Source organism: Acinetobacter sp. Ac8 (genome assembly GCF_055392545.1).
Genome location: NZ_AP043689.1, coordinates 1,159,574 through 1,177,151, shown reverse-complemented (window position 1 = coordinate 1,177,151; position 17,578 = coordinate 1,159,574). Strand labels below are relative to the sequence as shown.

Sequence of the window (17,578 nt, the reverse complement as noted above, 5' to 3'; positions counted from 1 at the left end):
ATTATACAAGTATGCGCGCTGTAAGTGTGGTTACTTAACGTCGATTTGGTCTCCAGACAGATCAACGTTAAAACACAGTCCTACCCATTTTGGACTGTGTTTTTTTATGGGTAACTTAGGGCTGATTACAAAAGCTTATCCCAGAAAAACGATCTATTGACTTAAAGCGTATAGATTTATGACCGGTTCTGCTGCCATTGTGCATATTTTTGACTAATCACGACTGCCATCAAATCATAATTATCCCATGTATCATCCACAGCATAGGTATCTGTCAAACCTTTAGCATCAACTAAGATTTCATCATAATCTTTAAAATATTCATGACTCTCATAATAGGCTTGGGTAAATTCAAAGCCTTGTTCATTTAAATCTTCTTCCCAAAATTTTTCATCGCACATATTGATCAAAAACTGTCGTCCAGTCATTTGACGTGTGCGGACTTTTTCTAATTCATCAACACTTTCTTCTTGGTGAAACTCACCTTCCAATTGGTTATTGATAATCCAGGCTAAATAAATTCCAATATGTGTCCCACCATTTTCATATGGAAAGCCTGCTTGCTCTGCGGATTCGCCATGCCAATCAATACGATCTATTGCCATTATTTATTTTTCCTTGTGATTATTTATTGAGATCTTTAAACAGTATAAACACTTATTTTATATTTTTTAATCCAAAAACTAAGCAATTAAAGATAAAAAAAGCCCTAAAATTAATTCAGGGCTTTGCTCTAAGCTGTAAAAAAAGGAAATCAACCTTGGAAATAACGTAAATCTAAACGACCTTCATAAACGGTTGCAGTCGGCCCTGTCATCCAAACCACATCGCCTTCTTTCCATTCGATTTGTAATTTACCACCAGCCAACTCAATTTCGACATTATTGGCAAGTAAACCACGACGCATTCCAGAGACTGCGGCTGCACAAGCGCCTGTACCACATGCCATCGTTTCGCCGACACCACGTTCAAACACCCGTAAACGCGCATGCTTTTCATCAACAATTTGCATAAAACCAGCATTCACCCGTTGTGGGAAACGCGCGTGTGCTTCCACTTGAGGACCAATTTTGGCAACATCTGCAGTTAAAACATCGGGAACGATTGTCACCGCATGTGGATTGCCCATATTGACCACATCAATAGTCAGCAATTCATTATCTTTCAATGCGATGTCATACAATGCATCTGGTTCTTCTGCAAGAAATGGAATCTCATTGGGTAAAAATTTTGGATAGCCCATGTTGACACGCACCCAACCATTTTCACCCAACTCAGGTTCGACAATACCAGCGCTGGTTTGAACTTTAAAACGTTTTTTATTGGTCAACTGACGTTCATAAACAAACCGCGCAAAACAACGTACGCCATTGCCGCATTGCTCTACTTCTGAACCATCAGCATTGAAAATACGATATTTAAAATCAACATTGGGAAAATCTGGTGGTTCAACAATTAACAGTTGATCAAAACCAATCCCGAAATGGCGATCAGCCAAACGGCGAATGGTCATCGCATCAAAAAATGCACGCTGGCTGATTAAATCAACCACCATAAAGTCATTGCCCAGACCATGCATTTTGGTAAATTCTAATAACATTTAAAATGGCTCCTTAAGGCAATAAGCTTTCATTTTCCCAAAGTGATTCAATCGTTTCTCGCTTACGGATCACATACGATTGGTCAGCATCGACCATGACTTCAGCAGCACGACCACGGCTGTTATAATTTGAACTCATGACAAAACCATACGCACCTGCACCTAAAACAGCAAGATTGTCATTTTCCTGAATGGCAAGTTCACGTTCTTTACCAAGAAAATCGCCTGTTTCACAAATGGCACCCACGATATCCCAAGTTTTTGCTTCAACATCTGTACGCGATACTACAGCTTGAATGTCCATCCACGCTTGGTAAAGCGATGGACGAATCAAGTCATTCATTGCAGCATCAATAATTGCAAAATTACGATAATTGGTTGGTTTTAACAAATCAACTTTCGTCACCAATACCCCAGCATTTGCTGAAATACTCCGCCCCGGTTCCATATAGACTTTTAAGCCTAATTTCTCTAAAGCTGGACGCATTGCGTTGGCATATTCTGCAACACTTGGCGGTGTTTCATCTTTATAGGTCACCCCTAAACCGCCACCAATATCGATGTGTTTCAGCTGGATGCCCAATTCTTTTAATTTTGCAATCATCATGATGACGCGGTCAAGCGCATCTACGAAAGGTTGTGTTTCAGTTAATTGCGAACCAATATGACAATCGATCCCAATCACATCAAGGTTGGGCAAAGACGCCGCATATTGATAGGTTTCAAAAACTGAATCTGATGGAATACCAAATTTATTTTCTTTTAAACCTGTCGAAATATAAGGATGGGTTTTCGCATCTACATCTGGATTTACCCGTAACGAAATCGGAGCTTTTTTGCCTAAACCTGCCGCAACTTTCTGGATACGATCAAGTTCAGCATGAGATTCCACATTGAAGCACGCAATCCCCACTTCTAGGGCTTTTTGAATATCTGCTTCTTGTTTGCCTAAACCTGAGAATACGATTTTTGTAGCATCTCCACCTGCAGCAAGGACCCGTGCAAGCTCACCACCTGTGACAATATCAAAGCCTGAGCCTAATTTTGCCAATACATTCAATACCGCAAGATTTGAGTTTGACTTCACCGCAAAACAAATTTGATGATCGATAAAGCTAAATGCCTGATCCATATCCAAATAATGCTTTTCAAAAGTTGCCTTTGAATAAACATAAAGCGGTGTGCCATATTGCTGCGCGAGTTGATCTAAAGAACATTGCTCTGCATGCAATACCCCATGAATGCGGGAGAAACTCATGAATCTATCCTTTCAATGAAAGTGTAATTAGGTTTAGTTTGAAGTGGCTTGAGACGCTGGCACAGATTGATCTGCAATGGCTGTCTGATCTTGCACTTTTGCCTTGCTTTGGGCAGCTTTATTGGCATCTTTTGAATAGAGCAAATATTTGGCACGTTTGTCATAGTCTTGACTGTTTGCCAACTGCAAATTGCCTGATTGACCACAACCCACCAACACCGCACTTGCTAAAACTAAACCGATGCCACAAATTGCAAAACGCATTTGTTCACCTATTTCCAAAATTTTCGTCAGTATACCTTATACCTTGAATCTAAAATATAGACCAAAGCGGAAGCCTTAAAGCTTAAAATGAGAATAAAAAAAACGCCAGTAAATTACTGACGTTTTCTTATCAATATCATTGAAATCGTTAATGACTATTTTTTCTTATAAAAACAGAAATAACCAATTGCAAGGATAATGAGCCAGATCGGACTGACCATCAATGATTTCATTGTATCTGGTTCTAATGCAAGAATACCAATCGTACCGACAAAGAAAATGATCACGATATAACAAGTAATCGGTCCACCTGGTAATTTAAACACTGATTTTGCATGAAGTTCTGGGCGTGTTTTGTAGTACACCAAGTAACTCCACAAAATAATGATCCATACCAAGATAAACAAGATCGTGGATAGTGTGGTTGCTAAAGTAAATGCTTCGACTGTGTTTGGAACGAAATATTGTAATGCCGCACCACCCAATAGACATACACCAGAGAAATACAAAGCATTCGCAGGAACTGCACGTTTATTTAACAGACCAAATGCTTTAGGACCTTGATCTTCGCGAGAAAGACCAAATAGCATACGACTTGTTGAGAATACACCACTGTTCATTGAAGACATTACAGATGAAAGGACCACCAAGTTCATAATGATTGCAGCCGCAGCAATTCCCGCTTGACTAAACAAGTTCACAAATGGGCTAACTTTAGGATCAATCATATTCCATGGTGTAACTGACATAACAATCACCAATGCCAATACATAGAAGAAAATAATACGGATTGGAATTGAGTTAACTGCTTTAGGTAAGTTCTTCTCTGGATCTTTAGTTTCTGCTGCTGTGGTACCAACAAGTTCAACACCGACAAAAGCAAATATGGCAATTTGGAAGCCTGCTAAGAAGCCTTCAAAGCCTTTCGGGAACATTCCCCCATGATCCCAAAGATGAGTAAATGACGCCACTTGACCTGTTGCTGCCGAAGTAAAGCCAGTAAAAATCATCCAGAAACCCACCAAAATTAACACCACAATGGCAATAATTTTGATCAGTGCAAACCAGAATTCCAATTCACCAAACAGTTTTACTGTGACTAGGTTCAACCCTAAAATAAAGAAGATTGCGGCAACACTGATCATTGCCCCTTCAGTTGGGGTAAAGGGCACCCCATTATTGAAGAACTGTAAGTAATAGATAATTGCAGATAGATCTGCGATACCAATTGTGATCCAGCACAGCCAATAGGTCCATCCGACAAAATAGCCGGCCCATGGTCCGATCAAATCTGTAGAAAAATCAATAAATGACTTGTATTGCAAGTTTGAAAGTAACAGTTCACCAAGCGCACGCATGACGAAAAAAACCATCAAACCAATGATCATGTAAATAAATAATATGGATGGTCCCGCAAGACTGATCGTCTTCCCTGAACCCATAAATAAGCCTGTACCAATCGCACCACCAATTGCAATTAATTGTAGATGACGATTCGATAAACTTCTTGCTAGTTCACCTGTTTCCGCAGAAGAACTGAGGTTTTCATTTGACATTGTTATATTCTTCTCTCAGATTTCGTTGTACAAAAGTAGCTTAAAACAAAAAAAATAAAAAAGCCTTTTTCAATGAATACTTAAAATATCTAAGTTTTTTCATCTTTTAGCTTATTTAATAGTCAAACGACTATCCCTTACCTTTCTTATTTTTACCGTTCCTTCGATTTGCAGTTTACGTGCCAAAATAGTTTTTGGCGAGATGTTAAGCAAAAAATTGTATTTCAATGGCGCTATTGGTACATTCAGCACATCATTCAAAAGGTGAACGCACTCAAAATGGGCAAAGTCAAAACTGTTTATCGTTGTGAACAATGTGGTACAGACCATCCAAAATGGGCAGGTCAATGTTCAGACTGTGGTGAATGGAATTCTCTGACTGAAGTGCGCATTGAACCTGTCGTATCACATCGTGCCAAACCTATGGGCGGTGGGTATGCTGGACAAGCAGCCAATGTCACCTTGCTTAACCAGATTACCGTGTCCAATGAAACACGTTTAGCTACGGGTATAGGCGAGTTTGACCGAGTACTTGGTGGTGGTTTAGTCACAGGTTCTGTCGTCCTGATCGGGGGTGACCCTGGTATTGGTAAATCAACGATTCTGTTGCAAACCGCAACCCATATGGCTGCTGCGAAGAATTCAGCGCTCTATGTCACAGGAGAAGAATCACTTTCACAAGTGGCTTTACGTGCCAATCGTCTTGACTTAGCTACTGATAAATTACAAGTCATGGCAGAGACGTGTGTAGAACGAATTTGTGATACCCTCGCACAATTGCGCCCTGCCGTTGCCATCCTTGACTCAATCCAAACCTTATATACCGAAACCTTACAATCTGCTCCCGGCGGTGTTTCGCAAATTCGTGAGTCAGCTGCACTATTGACTCGATTTGCAAAAAATAGTGGTACGGCGTTATTTCTTGTTGGTCACGTCACCAAAGAAGGTGCCTTGGCAGGTCCACGTGTGCTTGAACATATGGTCGATTGTGTACTGTATTTTGAAGGGCAATCTGACTCCCGCTACCGTATGATTCGTGCTGTCAAAAACCGTTTTGGTGCGGTCAATGAACTTGGTGTATTTGGCATGACAGATAAGGGCTTAAAAGAAGTCGCCAATCCGTCTGCCATCTTTTTAAGTCGTTATGATGAAGCGATTCCCGGTTCAGTGGTGATGATCAGTCGTGAAGGTACACGGCCATTATTGGTTGAAGTTCAAGCACTGGTTGATGATGCGCATGGACAACCGCGTAGGGTCGCACTGGGTTTAGAACAAAACCGCTTAAATATGTTGCTTGCGGTTATGCATCGTCATGGTGGTGTACAGACCTCTGGACAAGACGTTTATGTCAATGTCGTGGGTGGCTTAAAAATTACCGAAACAGGTTCTGATCTTGCGGTACTTTTGGCCTGTGCTTCAAGTTTACGCTCTAAAGCTTTACCACAACAATTGGCTGTGTTTGGTGAAGTGGGCTTATCAGGTGAAATACGCCCTGTTCCCAATGGGCAAGAACGCTTAAAAGAAGCCATAAAACATGGTTTTAAATACATCATCGTACCTAGAGGCAATGCACCACAAAAGCCTATTGCAGGTGTACAAATCATTGCAGTGGCTCGACTGCATGAGGCATTAACAGAAGCCATGCAATTGAGTGATGAAGTCTAAGCATCCCATTTATAAAATAGGACCAAGCCTTACAAGGAAGTAAGCTTGCTTTGATAGAGAGCTTAAATAAAAATTTGCCTCTTCTCCCTCATTAAATGAACCCTCACAGATCCAATAAAAATTAAATCTCTGACTAAAGTTGAAACAATAGTTTTGCTTTAATCATTTATATAACGGATTGATCGATCGATATTTATTCAAATAATTTAAAGGTAAAGGCTGGATACTACACGCTATAAATTATCCATTAAATCATGAGAATTTTTATCATAAATTGCTGCACTAAATTTGTATATCACAGCACAATTCCACCGATATGATAAAAGCCTTTTTAAATTGATAGTTTTAATTATTTCAATAGATTAGAAAATCCGTATTGGACTTTAAAAGCCCAGCAATATATTCGTTATGTTTATGTGAATATATGTGCAAATAAATCTTAAAAACATTGAAATTCTCTTAAAAAGACTGCATAAAGAGAACTATGAAAAGCAATTACAGTAAAGTGCTTGCACTCATATTCATCAACATATTTTTTTAATATAGGTAGATTCAATGGAAGTTCGACAGCGCGGCTTGGTCGCAGGTATTTTAATGGCAACTTTGGCTGTAGCACCTTTGGCTGAAGCAAAACGTGCAGGTGGTGGTAAAAGCCATGGCATGAGCCGTTCTTCGAGTTCAAGTCAGTCTTATTCTCAACCTCGACAAGTTACGCCTGCTCAACAACCAACGCCTGCTCAACCTGGACAACAAAAATCAGGTTCTGGTGTAGGTAAAATGGTTGCTGCTGGTGTTGCAGGTGCAGCAGTAGGTGCGATTGCGGCAAATGCAATGGCTGATGATCATAATGGTAATGCCCAAGCACAAACCAATGATGCTGAATTAGCGAAACAACAAGCAGCTGCTCAACAAGAAGAGAAAAAAGGTGGAATTCCAAGCTGGATCTGGTTAATCCTGATCGCAGGTGCTGCATTCTTCTTGTTCCGTAAATTCGGCGCAAAAAAAAAATTAGCCAGCAATAATCCGTATGCACCAAATAGCACAGGTCCAACATCTGCGCCATTTGGGCAAAACAATACGGCACGTAGTTCAAACGACGCGACCAATATTTTTGGTCAGTCTGTCAATGGTGGTACTGCAACCCAAGCACCGTTTGGCGCAGCGTCAATGCAAAGTGGCAATCAACTTCCAGATGGAACTGAACCTGCTGCTTTCCTACGTGTTGCTCGTCAACGCTTTAACCATATTCAGTCAATGAACTCAGTGAGCAATATTGCTGAAATTCAACGCTATTTAACAGCCGATCTTTATCAGTCAATGTACAGCGATATCATGGCAAACCAAGATCAAGATGTGGCTGAGTTTTCAAACTTAAATGCATTGGTATTGGATAGCGCGACAGAAAATGGACAATACGTGGTGAGTGTTCGTTTTACTGGCACTGTCAGCGAAGACTTAAATAGTCAACCTGTACCGTTCTCAGAAGTATGGCACTTTGTTAAACCAGCAGGGTCTACTCAAGATTGGTTAGTTGCTGGAATTCAACAAGAAAGTTAATTGAATAGCGTTTTATTGCAATTAAAAAACAGTGCTTCGGCACTGTTTTTTTGTTTTAAAAATACAGTAGATGTTGATGATTTTCTGTCGAATAGATTAAATCGAGACGGAAATAGTTTTGTTGAGATACAGCCATTCGTTTAAAATCACTTTGTCTTTATAATCAAAGCTAATTAAAAAAAATGGGATAAAACAGATGAATAAAATAATCTATAGTCTAATTCTCAGTTGTAGCGCACTTTCAAGCTTTAGCTTTGCCTGTGATCCAGCTTCTTTAGACTGGGAGAAATTCCATAAAACCTATGATTTAAATAAAAATAATACCTTTGAACTCAATGAATTTTTAAAGGTTAAAGACTTTGAACCCTATCCTTGGCCAGATGACAGGCAGTTTCAAGGCAAAGATAAAAACATTAAATTATTTAACTATCTAGATGAAAATCAAGATGGAAAACTCACAGACGATGAAATTATCAAAATTTATAATGTATTACCTAACCCTTGTGCCAATTGGCCTCACTAGCACTAAATAGTCTTTTGAACTAAGGAAAACCTTCATCTCAGACATAAAAAAGCCCTGATGAATCAGGGCTAAAATTTTCGCGATATTTAACGTCGTGGTAAAGGGATAAATTGTGAGTCAGCACTTTGAACTTTACGCTCACCCACTTTAACCGTGAGATTGACGGTTTGTTCGCCACGGATGACTTCAACTTGAATATCGGTATTCGGTGCTTGGAGCGCAACATAATTAATTAAATGTGAGGTTGAAGTAATATCTTCATTATTCACTTTAACAATACGATCGCCCACTTTAATCCCCGCTTCCGCCGCAGGACCTTTTTTCAATACATCAGCAACCACAACACCTGGTTGACGCGGTTGTAATACATCCGCTTGCGTTGGTGGAACTAAACTAATGCCCATCCATCCACGAATCACACGGCCATCTTTTAAAATCGAATTTAAAATTTGCTGACAGATTTTGGCAGGAATGGCAAAGCCAATCCCCAACGAACCACCTGACTGTGAGAAGATTGCAGTATTAACCCCAATCAAATTCCCAGCCACATCAATCAATGCACCACCTGAATTACCCGGATTAATGGCTGCATCGGTCTGAATAAAGTCTTCGTAAGTATTGATACCGAGATCAGAACGACCCGTCGCAGAGATAATCCCCTGCGTTACCGTTTGCCCGACACCAAATGGATTTCCTATTGCCAATACAACATCACCAACTTCATTGCCACTCAATTTAAATGGCAAGACAGGTAATTCTTTCAATTCAATCTTGATCACAGCCAAATCTGTATCAGGATCCGTTCCGATTACAGTGGCTTCTGCACGGCGACCATCTTGCAAGGCAACAACGATTTGATCTGCTTGAGCAATCACATGGTTATTTGTCAAAATATAACCATCTGGACGCACAATCACTCCAGAACCTAAACTGTTTTCATTCTGGTTTTGATTTTGTTCAGGGATCTGATTTCCAAAGAACTCTCTAAACGCAGGATCATTGAGCAATGGATGATTTTGTTTTACTTTTTGAGTGGTAAAAATATTCACCACTGCTGGTGCGGCAACCTTAACGGCAGCACTATAGGACACCACACCACCCGTTCGAGATGTATTGACCAAAGGCTCAACTTTCTCAGCAGGCATCTTCACACCATCAGCAGCAATCGGTGCTTTGGGCTGTTGAAGTTTTTGCCAAACCACAAAACAAATAATAACCAGTATCAGTAAAACCCAAGGGAGCCAAGTAAATGAACGCCGCACGTTTTTATTCCTCTAAGAATTTTTTAATTCGTTGATGCAAAAGCAATTTGTATATTGTAAAGCAATTCAATCAAGAAACATAAAAAACACAAAGAGTTTTGTTCAGCTTTAGTTACAATTTAAAATATGTTTTGATGGTCTTAACACACTTCATTTAAATAAAGGTTATTCATGGCTTTACTCAAAGATATCATCCAGTGGTGTGATCAAACCTTAAAATCACATGAATTTAAAGATTACGCACCCAATGGATTACAAATCGAAGGACGATCTGAAGTAAAGAAAATCCTGTGTGCAGTCACGGCGTCACAGGATGCGATTGATGCAGCGATTGCACAACAAGCAGACCTGCTCTTGGTTCATCATGGCTATTTTTGGAAAGGCGAACCCTATCCAATCACAGGTATGCGTGGCAAACGAATCAAAGCATTAATCCAAAATGATATTTCACTTGTTGGATACCACCTCCCCTTAGATTCGCATCCAATATTGGGGAATAATGCAATGATTGCCAAAATCCTTGGGCTGGAAAATATTGAAGCTTTAGACCCAAGCGAACGCAATCCGATTGGTAATATTGGTTATTTAAAAAACCCGATCTCACCAGAAGATTTTAAACACCTTCTCACTGAAAAATTAGGCTTTGATACCATCCATCTCAATGCAGAAAAATCATTGATTCAAAAAGTCGGCTTCTGTACAGGTGGAGCACAGGACTTTATAGCCAAAGCGGCAGCGATGAATTGTGATGCCTATATTTCAGGTGAAGTCAGCGAACGTACTTTTTATGAAGCCAAAGAGTTAGATGTGCATTACTATGCATGTGGTCACCATGCAACAGAGCGCTATGGTGTTCAACAACTTGCTCAAGCGATCGCGGAACAGTTCAATATTGACGCTAGTTATTTCGAACTCAACAACCCGATTTAAGCGCTATCCTAAAAAATGTAGCGTATTTTTTGGCAAATATTGCTCTGCCGATTAGACACTTTTCCATAAAAATGCGATGTACTTTTTAGATTTTCTATATACGTATTAAATCGAAATAAATTGTGTATTGTTATTTAACATCTTGCACAATTGTTGAAAGAATCCATTACAATAAAGCCACTTAATGTTAAAACCCAGCTAAATGCAAGGAATTTAAAACATGACAACCATTACTTTACCTGCTTTACCATACGGCTATGAAGATCTTGCGCCGCACATCAGCAAAGAAACTTTAGAATTCCATCATGACAAGCACCACAATACTTATGTTGTAAACTTAAACAACTTAATCAAGGGTACTGATCTTGAAGGTAAAACTTTAGAAGAGATCATTGTTGCTGTTGCTGGCGATGCTTCTAAAGCAGGTGTATTCAACAACGCTGCACAAGTTTGGAACCACACATTCTACTGGAACTGTATGGCTAAAAACGGTGGCGGTAAAGCAACTGGCGCTTTAGCTGCTAAAATTGATGAAGCTTTCGGTTCTTACGAAAAATTCGCTGAAGAATTCGCTGCTGCTGCAACAACTCAATTCGGTTCAGGTTGGGCTTGGTTAGTTGCTGATAAAGTGAATGGCGAGCTTTCTATTCTTAAAACTTCAAATGCAGATACTCCACTTGCACATGGCAAAGTAGCAGTACTTACAATTGACGTTTGGGAACATGCTTATTACATCGACTTCCGTAATGCTCGTCCTAAATACATTTCGACTTTCTTAGAAAGCCTTGTAAACTGGGACTATGCAAACGCGAAATATGCCGGTCAAGAAGCTGGTGTTGAAAAATAAGATCTCAGCATTTTATTTTTGTATAAAGGCCATTCTTTTTAGAATGGCTTTTTTATGCGATTTAATTTTTTTCAATTCGAATATGATCAATCCTAATTACACAGTAAAAGCAGATTCAATAAAAATCTTTTATAGTTATGCGATGCTTAGCGCCATTCAGATCCTATGAACCCTTCTGCAACTGCAATAAAATTTAACCACTTATAATCATTTGATCTCGAATAAAGAGCTGGAAAACTTTAAAAATAATCAATATATATACAAACTCTTTAAATTCGGACAATAAAAAAACATTTAAGCCTTTTTTCTTATCATTTCACTTGACCACTTTGGCTTTCATCCATAAAATGCGCATCAGATTCTCCAATAGCTCAGTCGGTAGAGCGACGGACTGTTAATCCGCAGGTCCCTGGTTCGAGCCCAGGTTGGAGAGCCATCTATTCTTCCATAGCTCAGTCGGTAGAGCGACGGACTGTTAATCCGCAGGTCCCTGGTTCGAGCCCAGGTGGAAGAGCCAGATTCTAAAAAGCCCACTCATAATGAAGTGGGCTTTTTTATATCTTTATTTTCTATAAAGAAAAGATTTAAGCGCTTTTCGGCTTACGCCTAAATTTTAGAACGCTTAAAACAACTTTGATTTATTCAGATTTACTTTTATTCAGAATGATCAAATATTTAGCAAATAATGCTTTTTTATGATGAATTTAACAATTTTTCCTTGACCCATTCCCATTTCATCCCTAAAATGCGTTCCAGATTCTCCAATAGCTCAGTCGGTAGAGCGACGGACTGTTAATCCGCAGGTCCCTGGTTCGAGCCCAGGTTGGAGAGCCAGATTTTAAAAACCCACTCATGATTGAGTGGGTTTTTTCTTGTCTATACGATACCGATCGCTTATGTCTCTCGATTTACATCAAATTTTATTTTTATTGATTGGCAGTATTGCAACTATTGCTTTATTGCTTGCCTGCTTTGGTCAGTATTTATTTCGAAATAAACATTATTATGCAAAACGTGTGATCACCCCTTTTGAACAGAAAATGTTTTTCCGTTTAAATGAAGCCTTTCCTCAATATCATGTACTTGCGCAAGTCGCGTTTAGCGCGTTAATTGATTGCAATCAATTTAAATTGCGTTCCAAATTCAATCGTAAAGTGACCGACTTTGTCCTACTCGACAAACAGCTTGAAGTGATTGCTATTATTGAACTCGATGATCCCAGTCACCTCGGCAAAGAACATATTGATGCACAACGTGACGAGATGTTAGAACAAGCAGGTTATCAGGTATATCGCTATACCGATATTCCCAGTTGTCGAGATTTAAGAAAAGACATCGCTGATTGACCATGATCAGCCAAGCATTTCCAAATGCTAACCATTCAGCCATGTCTTATAAAATAATCGATGCAATACATAAGTAAACGATGACACCTGTTGCATCACAAATCGAGGTGACCAAAGGTGCCGAAGCACTTGCTGGATCCAGCTTTAAACGATTCAATATAAATGGCAGGCTCATCCCAATTAAGCAACCCATCAATACAATACCCATCATACTTAAAGCTAACACCAAAGCGACCATTGCATCGCCTCTAAAGTAACCAAGAATGGACACTGCAATTGCCATTGTTCCGCCCAAACATAAACCAACCAAGCTTTCACGCCCAATCAGATACATCCAATCTTTTAAATGTACATCACCCGTTGCCAATGCCCGTACCATTAAGGTGGCCGATTGTGAGCCAGCATTCCCGCCACTCCCGACCAAAAGCGGTAAAAAGAATACCAGCACAATATTCTTTGCAATAATATCTTCAAAATGGGCAATCCCGAATCCAGACAATAAGCTGCCAAAAACCAAAATCACCAACCAAAATACCCGTTTTTTATACAGGTAATGAATCGGTGCTGTCTTAATGCTCATTTTAGGAGACGATGAGACGGCACTGGATTTTAAAAAGTCTTCTGTGGCTTCTTCAGTGACGACATCCATGGCATCATCATAAGTAACAATACCTAAAAGGCGTTGTTGCTCATCAACAATTGGCAGCGCAATAAAGTCATAATAATGCAGCTTCTCTGCAATGCTCTCTTGGTCTTCATTAACGTCCCCAACAATCAAATCCGTACTCATGACTTCAGCAATGGTTTGCTCAGGCTCAGCAAGAATAATTTCACGCAAGGACACAACCCCGAGTAACTTGCCTTGTGCATTGACCACATAAATCAAATAGACCGTTTCACGATCTGTGGCAATTGCCCTGATCTGCTTGATGGCTTGTGTCATGTTCAAATCAGGTGACAATGTCACATAATCTGAACTCATGATTGCACCAGCAGACTCTTCTGGATATCTGGCTAAATGTTGGATCTGCTGTTGTATTTCAGGGCTTAAATCGGCATAAATAGCTTGCTGTAATGCATAAGGCAAGTACTTAAATAAATCTGTACGATCGTCCGAGTGCATCTCAGAAATGATATTGACCAGTATCTGTTTTGGTAAATGTTCAGAAATTTTAAGTTGTTGTTCGAGTGATAAAAACTCAAGAATATAAGCAGCATTGGGCAAATACTCCACCAATGCCAGCTGTTCATTTAAAGATAAATCTGCCAAAATTTTCGCGATATCGGCATCATTGATTTGTTCAAATTGTTTTTCAATGAGATCAAATTGATGGTTTTGAATGGCTTTTTCTATTTCTGAAACAAGTGCCAAAGAAAATTGCATAGGATGATCCAAATTCCATCAAACTTTTGCCACATGTTGGACTGCAATCCCACGAAAATAAAGATGTTTTTTGTTGTGAAACATATTTTAAAAATTCTATATGATTTGAAGCTTGCTCAATCTTCATCAAAGAACATTGAGCAAGCGAAGCTCATCAATCAACACCCTTACTCAGAGGGTGCTTTTGATTTAAAAATTGAACGAACCAGCACATACATAAATGGGATAAACAGCAAAACTAAAACTGTTCCGAAGATCACCCCACCCAATACGCTTACCCCTATTTCTTGGCGGCTGGCAGCACCTGCACCAAATGCAACAACCAAGGGAATAATCCCCGCACCAAAGGCCAAGGATGTCATTAGAATTGGACGTAACCGCAACCCTGCGCCTTCTAATGCAGCAGCAATCGCTGTTTTACCTTTTTCCTGTGATAGTGCCGCAAACTCAACAATCAAAATCGCATTTTTACACGACAAACCAATCGTGGTCAGCAATGCAATTTGAAAGTAAATATCGTTTGGAAAACCTGCCAATTTACTAAAAATAATATTGCCTCCAATCCCCAAAGGAATTGCTGCAATCACAGCAGTTGGAATCGACCAACTTTCATATAAGGCTGCGAGGCAAAGGAAAATAAAGCCGATCGAAATCAAATACAGTAACCATGCTTGGCTACTTGATTTTTGTTCTTCAAATGACAAGCCACTCCACGCAACATCAATTCCATCTTGTTGACTAATCAAGGTCTGAATATCTTTCATGGCTTGACCTGAACTGGTATGCGCCGCTGCATTGGCTTCCATTTGTAAGGCGGTATAACCTTGGAAACGATTCACAACGTCGGGACCACCTTCCCAGCGCGTTGTTGCGAAATTGCTAAATGGCACCATTTGGTTTTGTGCATTACGCACCGTCCATACTTGTAGATCTTCAGGCTTAGAACGAAACTCTGCATCGCCCTGCATCATCACCCGTTTAATTCGTCCACGATCAATAAAGTCATTTACATAAGAGCCACCCCATGCTGCTGACAAAGTATTGTTAATCGCGGTTTGACTCAGCCCATTTGCCAATGCCAATTTTTGATTAACATCAACTTTTAACTTAGATTTATCGGGATTAGATTTTTTATCCAGATTTTCAAAGGATTGGAACTGTTTGGCTTGTGCCTGCAATGTTGTGAATTGTTGGTCTAAATATTTCCGTCCTTGACCGTTAATATCCTGAATCCAAAATTCTAAACTATCACTATCCCCCAAGCCATTTACAGAAGCAGGCAAACTGACCGTAATCCGAGCATTGCGATCTTGACTAAAATACTTTGTCGCACGTTCACGAATTGCTTGCGCAGAATTTTGTGTACCTGAGCGATCATCCCAATGCTTTAAAGCCACAAAGCCTGTTCCTAGATTTTGCCCTGTACCCGAAAAATTACGTCCATAACGAATCAAGACAATATCAACATTTTGTTTTTCATGCTCAAGGAAATATTTTCGAATATTTTCCCCAACCACCTGACTACTCGACATCGGTGCACCATCAGCTAAACGGAACTGTACACTCAACATGCCCTGATCTTCACTTGGAATAAAACTGGTGGGTAAAGCCCGATAGATCAGTGAAAATACAGCAATCAAAGCCACAAAAATCGTCAAAATTACCCATTTCAAATTTAAGGTCTTTTGAATCAGGCGAATATAACCTTGTCTTAGATTTTCGAGTTTAAGATTGAACCAAGTAGCCCAACGCATAGGTTTAGGATTGGGTTTTAAAATAATGGCACAGAGTGCTGGGGTTAAGATCAATGCAACCAACAATGACAAGCCCATTGCCGCTACTAAGGTGATGGAGAATTGACGATAAATTACACCTGTCGAACCTGTAAAGAACGCCATCGGAATAAATACCGCCGTCAAAACCACGGTAATCCCAATCAAAGCTCCTGTCATTTCCTGCATAGACTCGATAGATGCCTGTTTTGCAGTTAAGCCCTGCTCATGCATCAAACGTTCGACATTTTCCACCACCACAATGGCATCATCGACCAGTAGACCAATTGCCAACACCAAGGCAAATAAAGTCAATGTATTAATACTCATACCGAGCACATTGAGTACCGCAAAGGTCCCTAAAATCACAATTGGTACAGTAATGGTTGGAACCAGCGTGGCACGCCAGCTTTGTAGGAAAATAAACATGACCAGAACCACCAATACGATGGCTTCTAATAAGGTTTTGACCACCTCTTTAATCGATTCTTGCACAAACGGCGTGTTATCTCGTGGATAAACAATCTTATAGCCTTGTGGCAGTTTTTCAGAAATCTTTGCCAATTCGGCTTTAATTAATGCAGAGGTTGCTAAAGCGTTTGCACCTGAAGATAAAGATATCCCCATGCCCGATGAAGGGTAACCATTAATGGTATTAAACGACTGATAATTTTCTGCACCCAACTCAATACGCGCCACATCTTTTAAATAGATATAGCTACCATCGGTATTGGATTTAACAATAATATTTTTAAATTCGTCTACTGTTCTTAAACGTGAACCAGCGGTGACTTTTGCATTTAAATATTGGTCAGCGGTTACAGGTAAATCCCCCACACCACCAGCAGCAACCTGTGTATTCTGTGCTTCTATTGCTGTGCGAATATCACTGGGCATCAATTGATATTGACGCAGTAAATTCGGATTCAGCCAAATTCGCATGGCGTATTGAGAACCGAAGACATCAACTTCACCAATCCCTTCAATCCGTGATATTTCTTGTTCTATATGGTCAGATAAATAGTCACCTAATTCGATATTGTTACTTTTACCTGTTTCATCATACAAACCCACCACCATAAAGGTATCGCCAAGCGATTTATTGACCGTTACACCTTGACGCTGTACATCATCTGGTAAGCGGTTGAGTACACCATTAATACTATTTTGTACTTGGACTTGTGCAGTATCTGGATCCGTTCCGTTTTCAAAACTGATACTAATTCTGGCACGACCCGATGAGTCACTACTCGAACTAAAATACAGCAGGTTGTCGATCCCTTTAATTTGCTGCTCTAAAACCTGAGTAACACTCTCTTCAACAGTTTCAGCATCTGCGCCTGTATAGGTTGTAGAAACAGTAATCCTTGGCGGAGCAATATCTGGATATCGCTCTATCGGTAAATTCAAGACTGAAAATACGCCTAAAGCCATGACAATGATTGCAAGTACACAGGCAAAAATAGGACGTTGAATAAAAAATTTTGAGAGCATCAGAGTAGGTTCTGCGTCAAAGGATTGAGGTAAAGTTGTTGTAGCAATTAAATCGACTTTATATGGATATTCTGTGACTTAAACTAAAAACTCAAGGAAAAATAACAGAAAAGCGAATGA

The 17,578-nt window shown here is 39.8% G+C and carries 14 protein-coding genes and 3 tRNA genes; 9 read left to right on the top strand and 8 right to left on the bottom strand.

The annotated features are described in order from the left end of the window. Positions 1 to 176: 176 nt before the first annotated feature. The 5 genes from ACZ5QH_RS05685 to ACZ5QH_RS05665 all read right to left on the bottom strand — a co-directional run bounded on the left by ACZ5QH_RS05685 (position 177) and on the right by ACZ5QH_RS05665 (position 4,678). Positions 177 to 605, bottom strand: a complete 429-nt coding sequence (locus tag ACZ5QH_RS05685) for a DUF7832 domain-containing protein (protein ID WP_303577706.1) — start codon at positions 603 to 605, stop codon at positions 177 to 179. Positions 606 to 754: 149 nt separating this feature from the next. Further along, the gene (gene dapF, locus ACZ5QH_RS05680) at positions 755 to 1,600 is read right to left on the bottom strand and encodes a diaminopimelate epimerase (protein WP_004819692.1); all 846 of its coding nucleotides are present in this window, start codon (positions 1,598 to 1,600) and stop codon (positions 755 to 757) included. Positions 1,601 to 1,613: 13 nt separating this feature from the next. After that, positions 1,614 to 2,858, bottom strand: coding sequence for a diaminopimelate decarboxylase (gene lysA, locus ACZ5QH_RS05675; protein WP_034617487.1), 1,245 nt, complete (start codon positions 2,856 to 2,858; stop codon positions 1,614 to 1,616). A 33-nt stretch (positions 2,859 to 2,891) separates the two neighbouring features. Then, the gene (locus ACZ5QH_RS05670; RefSeq protein WP_004819690.1) at positions 2,892 to 3,122 is read right to left on the bottom strand and encodes a hypothetical protein; all 231 of its coding nucleotides are present in this window, start codon (positions 3,120 to 3,122) and stop codon (positions 2,892 to 2,894) included. A 155-nt stretch (positions 3,123 to 3,277) separates the two neighbouring features. Further along, a complete protein-coding gene (locus tag ACZ5QH_RS05665) occupies positions 3,278 to 4,678 on the bottom strand; it encodes an amino acid permease (protein WP_004819689.1) in 1,401 nt (466 codons plus the stop codon). A 279-nt stretch (positions 4,679 to 4,957) separates the two neighbouring features. Between ACZ5QH_RS05665 and radA the strand changes: the two genes are divergently transcribed. From radA to ACZ5QH_RS05650, 3 genes are all read left to right on the top strand, one after another. After that, the gene (gene radA, locus ACZ5QH_RS05660; protein WP_004722416.1) at positions 4,958 to 6,343 is read left to right on the top strand and encodes a DNA repair protein RadA; all 1,386 of its coding nucleotides are present in this window, start codon (positions 4,958 to 4,960) and stop codon (positions 6,341 to 6,343) included. Between the two features lie 555 nt (positions 6,344 to 6,898). Beyond that, positions 6,899 to 7,900: a Tim44 domain-containing protein gene (locus ACZ5QH_RS05655; protein WP_004819688.1), complete on the top strand. Its 1,002-nt coding sequence runs from the start codon at positions 6,899 to 6,901 to the stop codon at positions 7,898 to 7,900. Positions 7,901 to 8,096: 196 nt separating this feature from the next. Beyond that, positions 8,097 to 8,423 (top strand): EF-hand domain-containing protein, encoded by a 327-nt coding sequence (locus ACZ5QH_RS05650; RefSeq protein ID WP_303577705.1) that lies wholly within the window; start codon positions 8,097 to 8,099, stop codon positions 8,421 to 8,423. An 86-nt stretch (positions 8,424 to 8,509) separates the two neighbouring features. On the opposite strand, the gene ACZ5QH_RS05645 is transcribed toward ACZ5QH_RS05650, so the two are convergent. Further along, complete coding sequence (locus tag ACZ5QH_RS05645; protein ID WP_004722420.1) at positions 8,510 to 9,685, bottom strand: S1C family serine protease; 1,176 nt, start codon at positions 9,683 to 9,685, stop codon at positions 8,510 to 8,512. Between the two features lie 171 nt (positions 9,686 to 9,856). Here ACZ5QH_RS05645 and ACZ5QH_RS05640 point away from each other — a divergent pair, with 171 nt between their 5' ends. From ACZ5QH_RS05640 to ACZ5QH_RS05615, 6 genes are all read left to right on the top strand, one after another. After that, entirely contained in the window at positions 9,857 to 10,615 is a 759-nt protein-coding gene (locus ACZ5QH_RS05640; RefSeq protein WP_303577704.1) for a Nif3-like dinuclear metal center hexameric protein, read from the top strand. A 220-nt stretch (positions 10,616 to 10,835) separates the two neighbouring features. Continuing rightward, positions 10,836 to 11,462 carry a superoxide dismutase gene (locus ACZ5QH_RS05635; RefSeq protein ID WP_004722425.1) on the top strand — a complete coding sequence of 209 codons (627 nt, stop codon included), beginning with the start codon at positions 10,836 to 10,838 and terminating at the stop codon, positions 11,460 to 11,462. Positions 11,463 to 11,822: 360 nt separating this feature from the next. Continuing rightward, a tRNA-Asn gene (locus ACZ5QH_RS05630) sits at positions 11,823 to 11,898 on the top strand. 5 nt (positions 11,899 to 11,903) lie between these two features. Next, positions 11,904 to 11,979: transfer RNA gene (locus ACZ5QH_RS05625), tRNA-Asn, on the top strand. Positions 11,980 to 12,220: 241 nt separating this feature from the next. Further along, positions 12,221 to 12,296, top strand: a tRNA-Asn gene (locus tag ACZ5QH_RS05620). A gap of 62 nt (positions 12,297 to 12,358) precedes the next feature. Beyond that, positions 12,359 to 12,808, top strand: a complete 450-nt coding sequence (locus ACZ5QH_RS05615) for a DUF2726 domain-containing protein (protein WP_096733454.1) — start codon at positions 12,359 to 12,361, stop codon at positions 12,806 to 12,808. 46 nt (positions 12,809 to 12,854) lie between these two features. Here ACZ5QH_RS05615 and mgtE read toward each other — a convergent pair whose 3' ends face one another. Together mgtE and ACZ5QH_RS05605 are read right to left on the bottom strand one after the other, a co-directional pair. Further along, positions 12,855 to 14,192 carry a magnesium transporter gene (gene mgtE / locus ACZ5QH_RS05610; RefSeq protein ID WP_303577703.1) on the bottom strand — a complete coding sequence of 446 codons (1,338 nt, stop codon included), beginning with the start codon at positions 14,190 to 14,192 and terminating at the stop codon, positions 12,855 to 12,857. A 167-nt stretch (positions 14,193 to 14,359) separates the two neighbouring features. Beyond that, the gene (locus tag ACZ5QH_RS05605; RefSeq protein ID WP_303577702.1) at positions 14,360 to 17,458 is read right to left on the bottom strand and encodes a multidrug efflux RND transporter permease subunit; all 3,099 of its coding nucleotides are present in this window, start codon (positions 17,456 to 17,458) and stop codon (positions 14,360 to 14,362) included. Positions 17,459 to 17,578: the final 120 nt, after the last annotated feature.

Coding starts and splice junctions, on each gene's coding strand:
- ACZ5QH_RS05685 (WP_303577706.1), bottom strand. CDS start 605: ATGGCAATAGATCGTATTGATTGGCATGGCGAATCCGCAGAGCAAGCA.
- dapF (WP_004819692.1), bottom strand. CDS start 1,600: ATGTTATTAGAATTTACCAAAATGCATGGTCTGGGCAATGACTTTATG.
- lysA (WP_034617487.1), bottom strand. CDS start 2,858: ATGAGTTTCTCCCGCATTCATGGGGTATTGCATGCAGAGCAATGTTCT.
- ACZ5QH_RS05670 (WP_004819690.1), bottom strand. CDS start 3,122: ATGCGTTTTGCAATTTGTGGCATCGGTTTAGTTTTAGCAAGTGCGGTG.
- ACZ5QH_RS05665 (WP_004819689.1), bottom strand. CDS start 4,678: ATGTCAAATGAAAACCTCAGTTCTTCTGCGGAAACAGGTGAACTAGCA.
- radA (WP_004722416.1), top strand. CDS start 4,958: ATGGGCAAAGTCAAAACTGTTTATCGTTGTGAACAATGTGGTACAGAC.
- ACZ5QH_RS05655 (WP_004819688.1), top strand. CDS start 6,899: ATGGAAGTTCGACAGCGCGGCTTGGTCGCAGGTATTTTAATGGCAACT.
- ACZ5QH_RS05650 (WP_303577705.1), top strand. CDS start 8,097: ATGAATAAAATAATCTATAGTCTAATTCTCAGTTGTAGCGCACTTTCA.
- ACZ5QH_RS05640 (WP_303577704.1), top strand. CDS start 9,857: ATGGCTTTACTCAAAGATATCATCCAGTGGTGTGATCAAACCTTAAAA.
- ACZ5QH_RS05635 (WP_004722425.1), top strand. CDS start 10,836: ATGACAACCATTACTTTACCTGCTTTACCATACGGCTATGAAGATCTT.
- ACZ5QH_RS05615 (WP_096733454.1), top strand. CDS start 12,359: ATGTCTCTCGATTTACATCAAATTTTATTTTTATTGATTGGCAGTATT.
- mgtE (WP_303577703.1), bottom strand. CDS start 14,192: ATGCAATTTTCTTTGGCACTTGTTTCAGAAATAGAAAAAGCCATTCAA.
- ACZ5QH_RS05605 (WP_303577702.1), bottom strand. CDS start 17,458: ATGCTCTCAAAATTTTTTATTCAACGTCCTATTTTTGCCTGTGTACTT.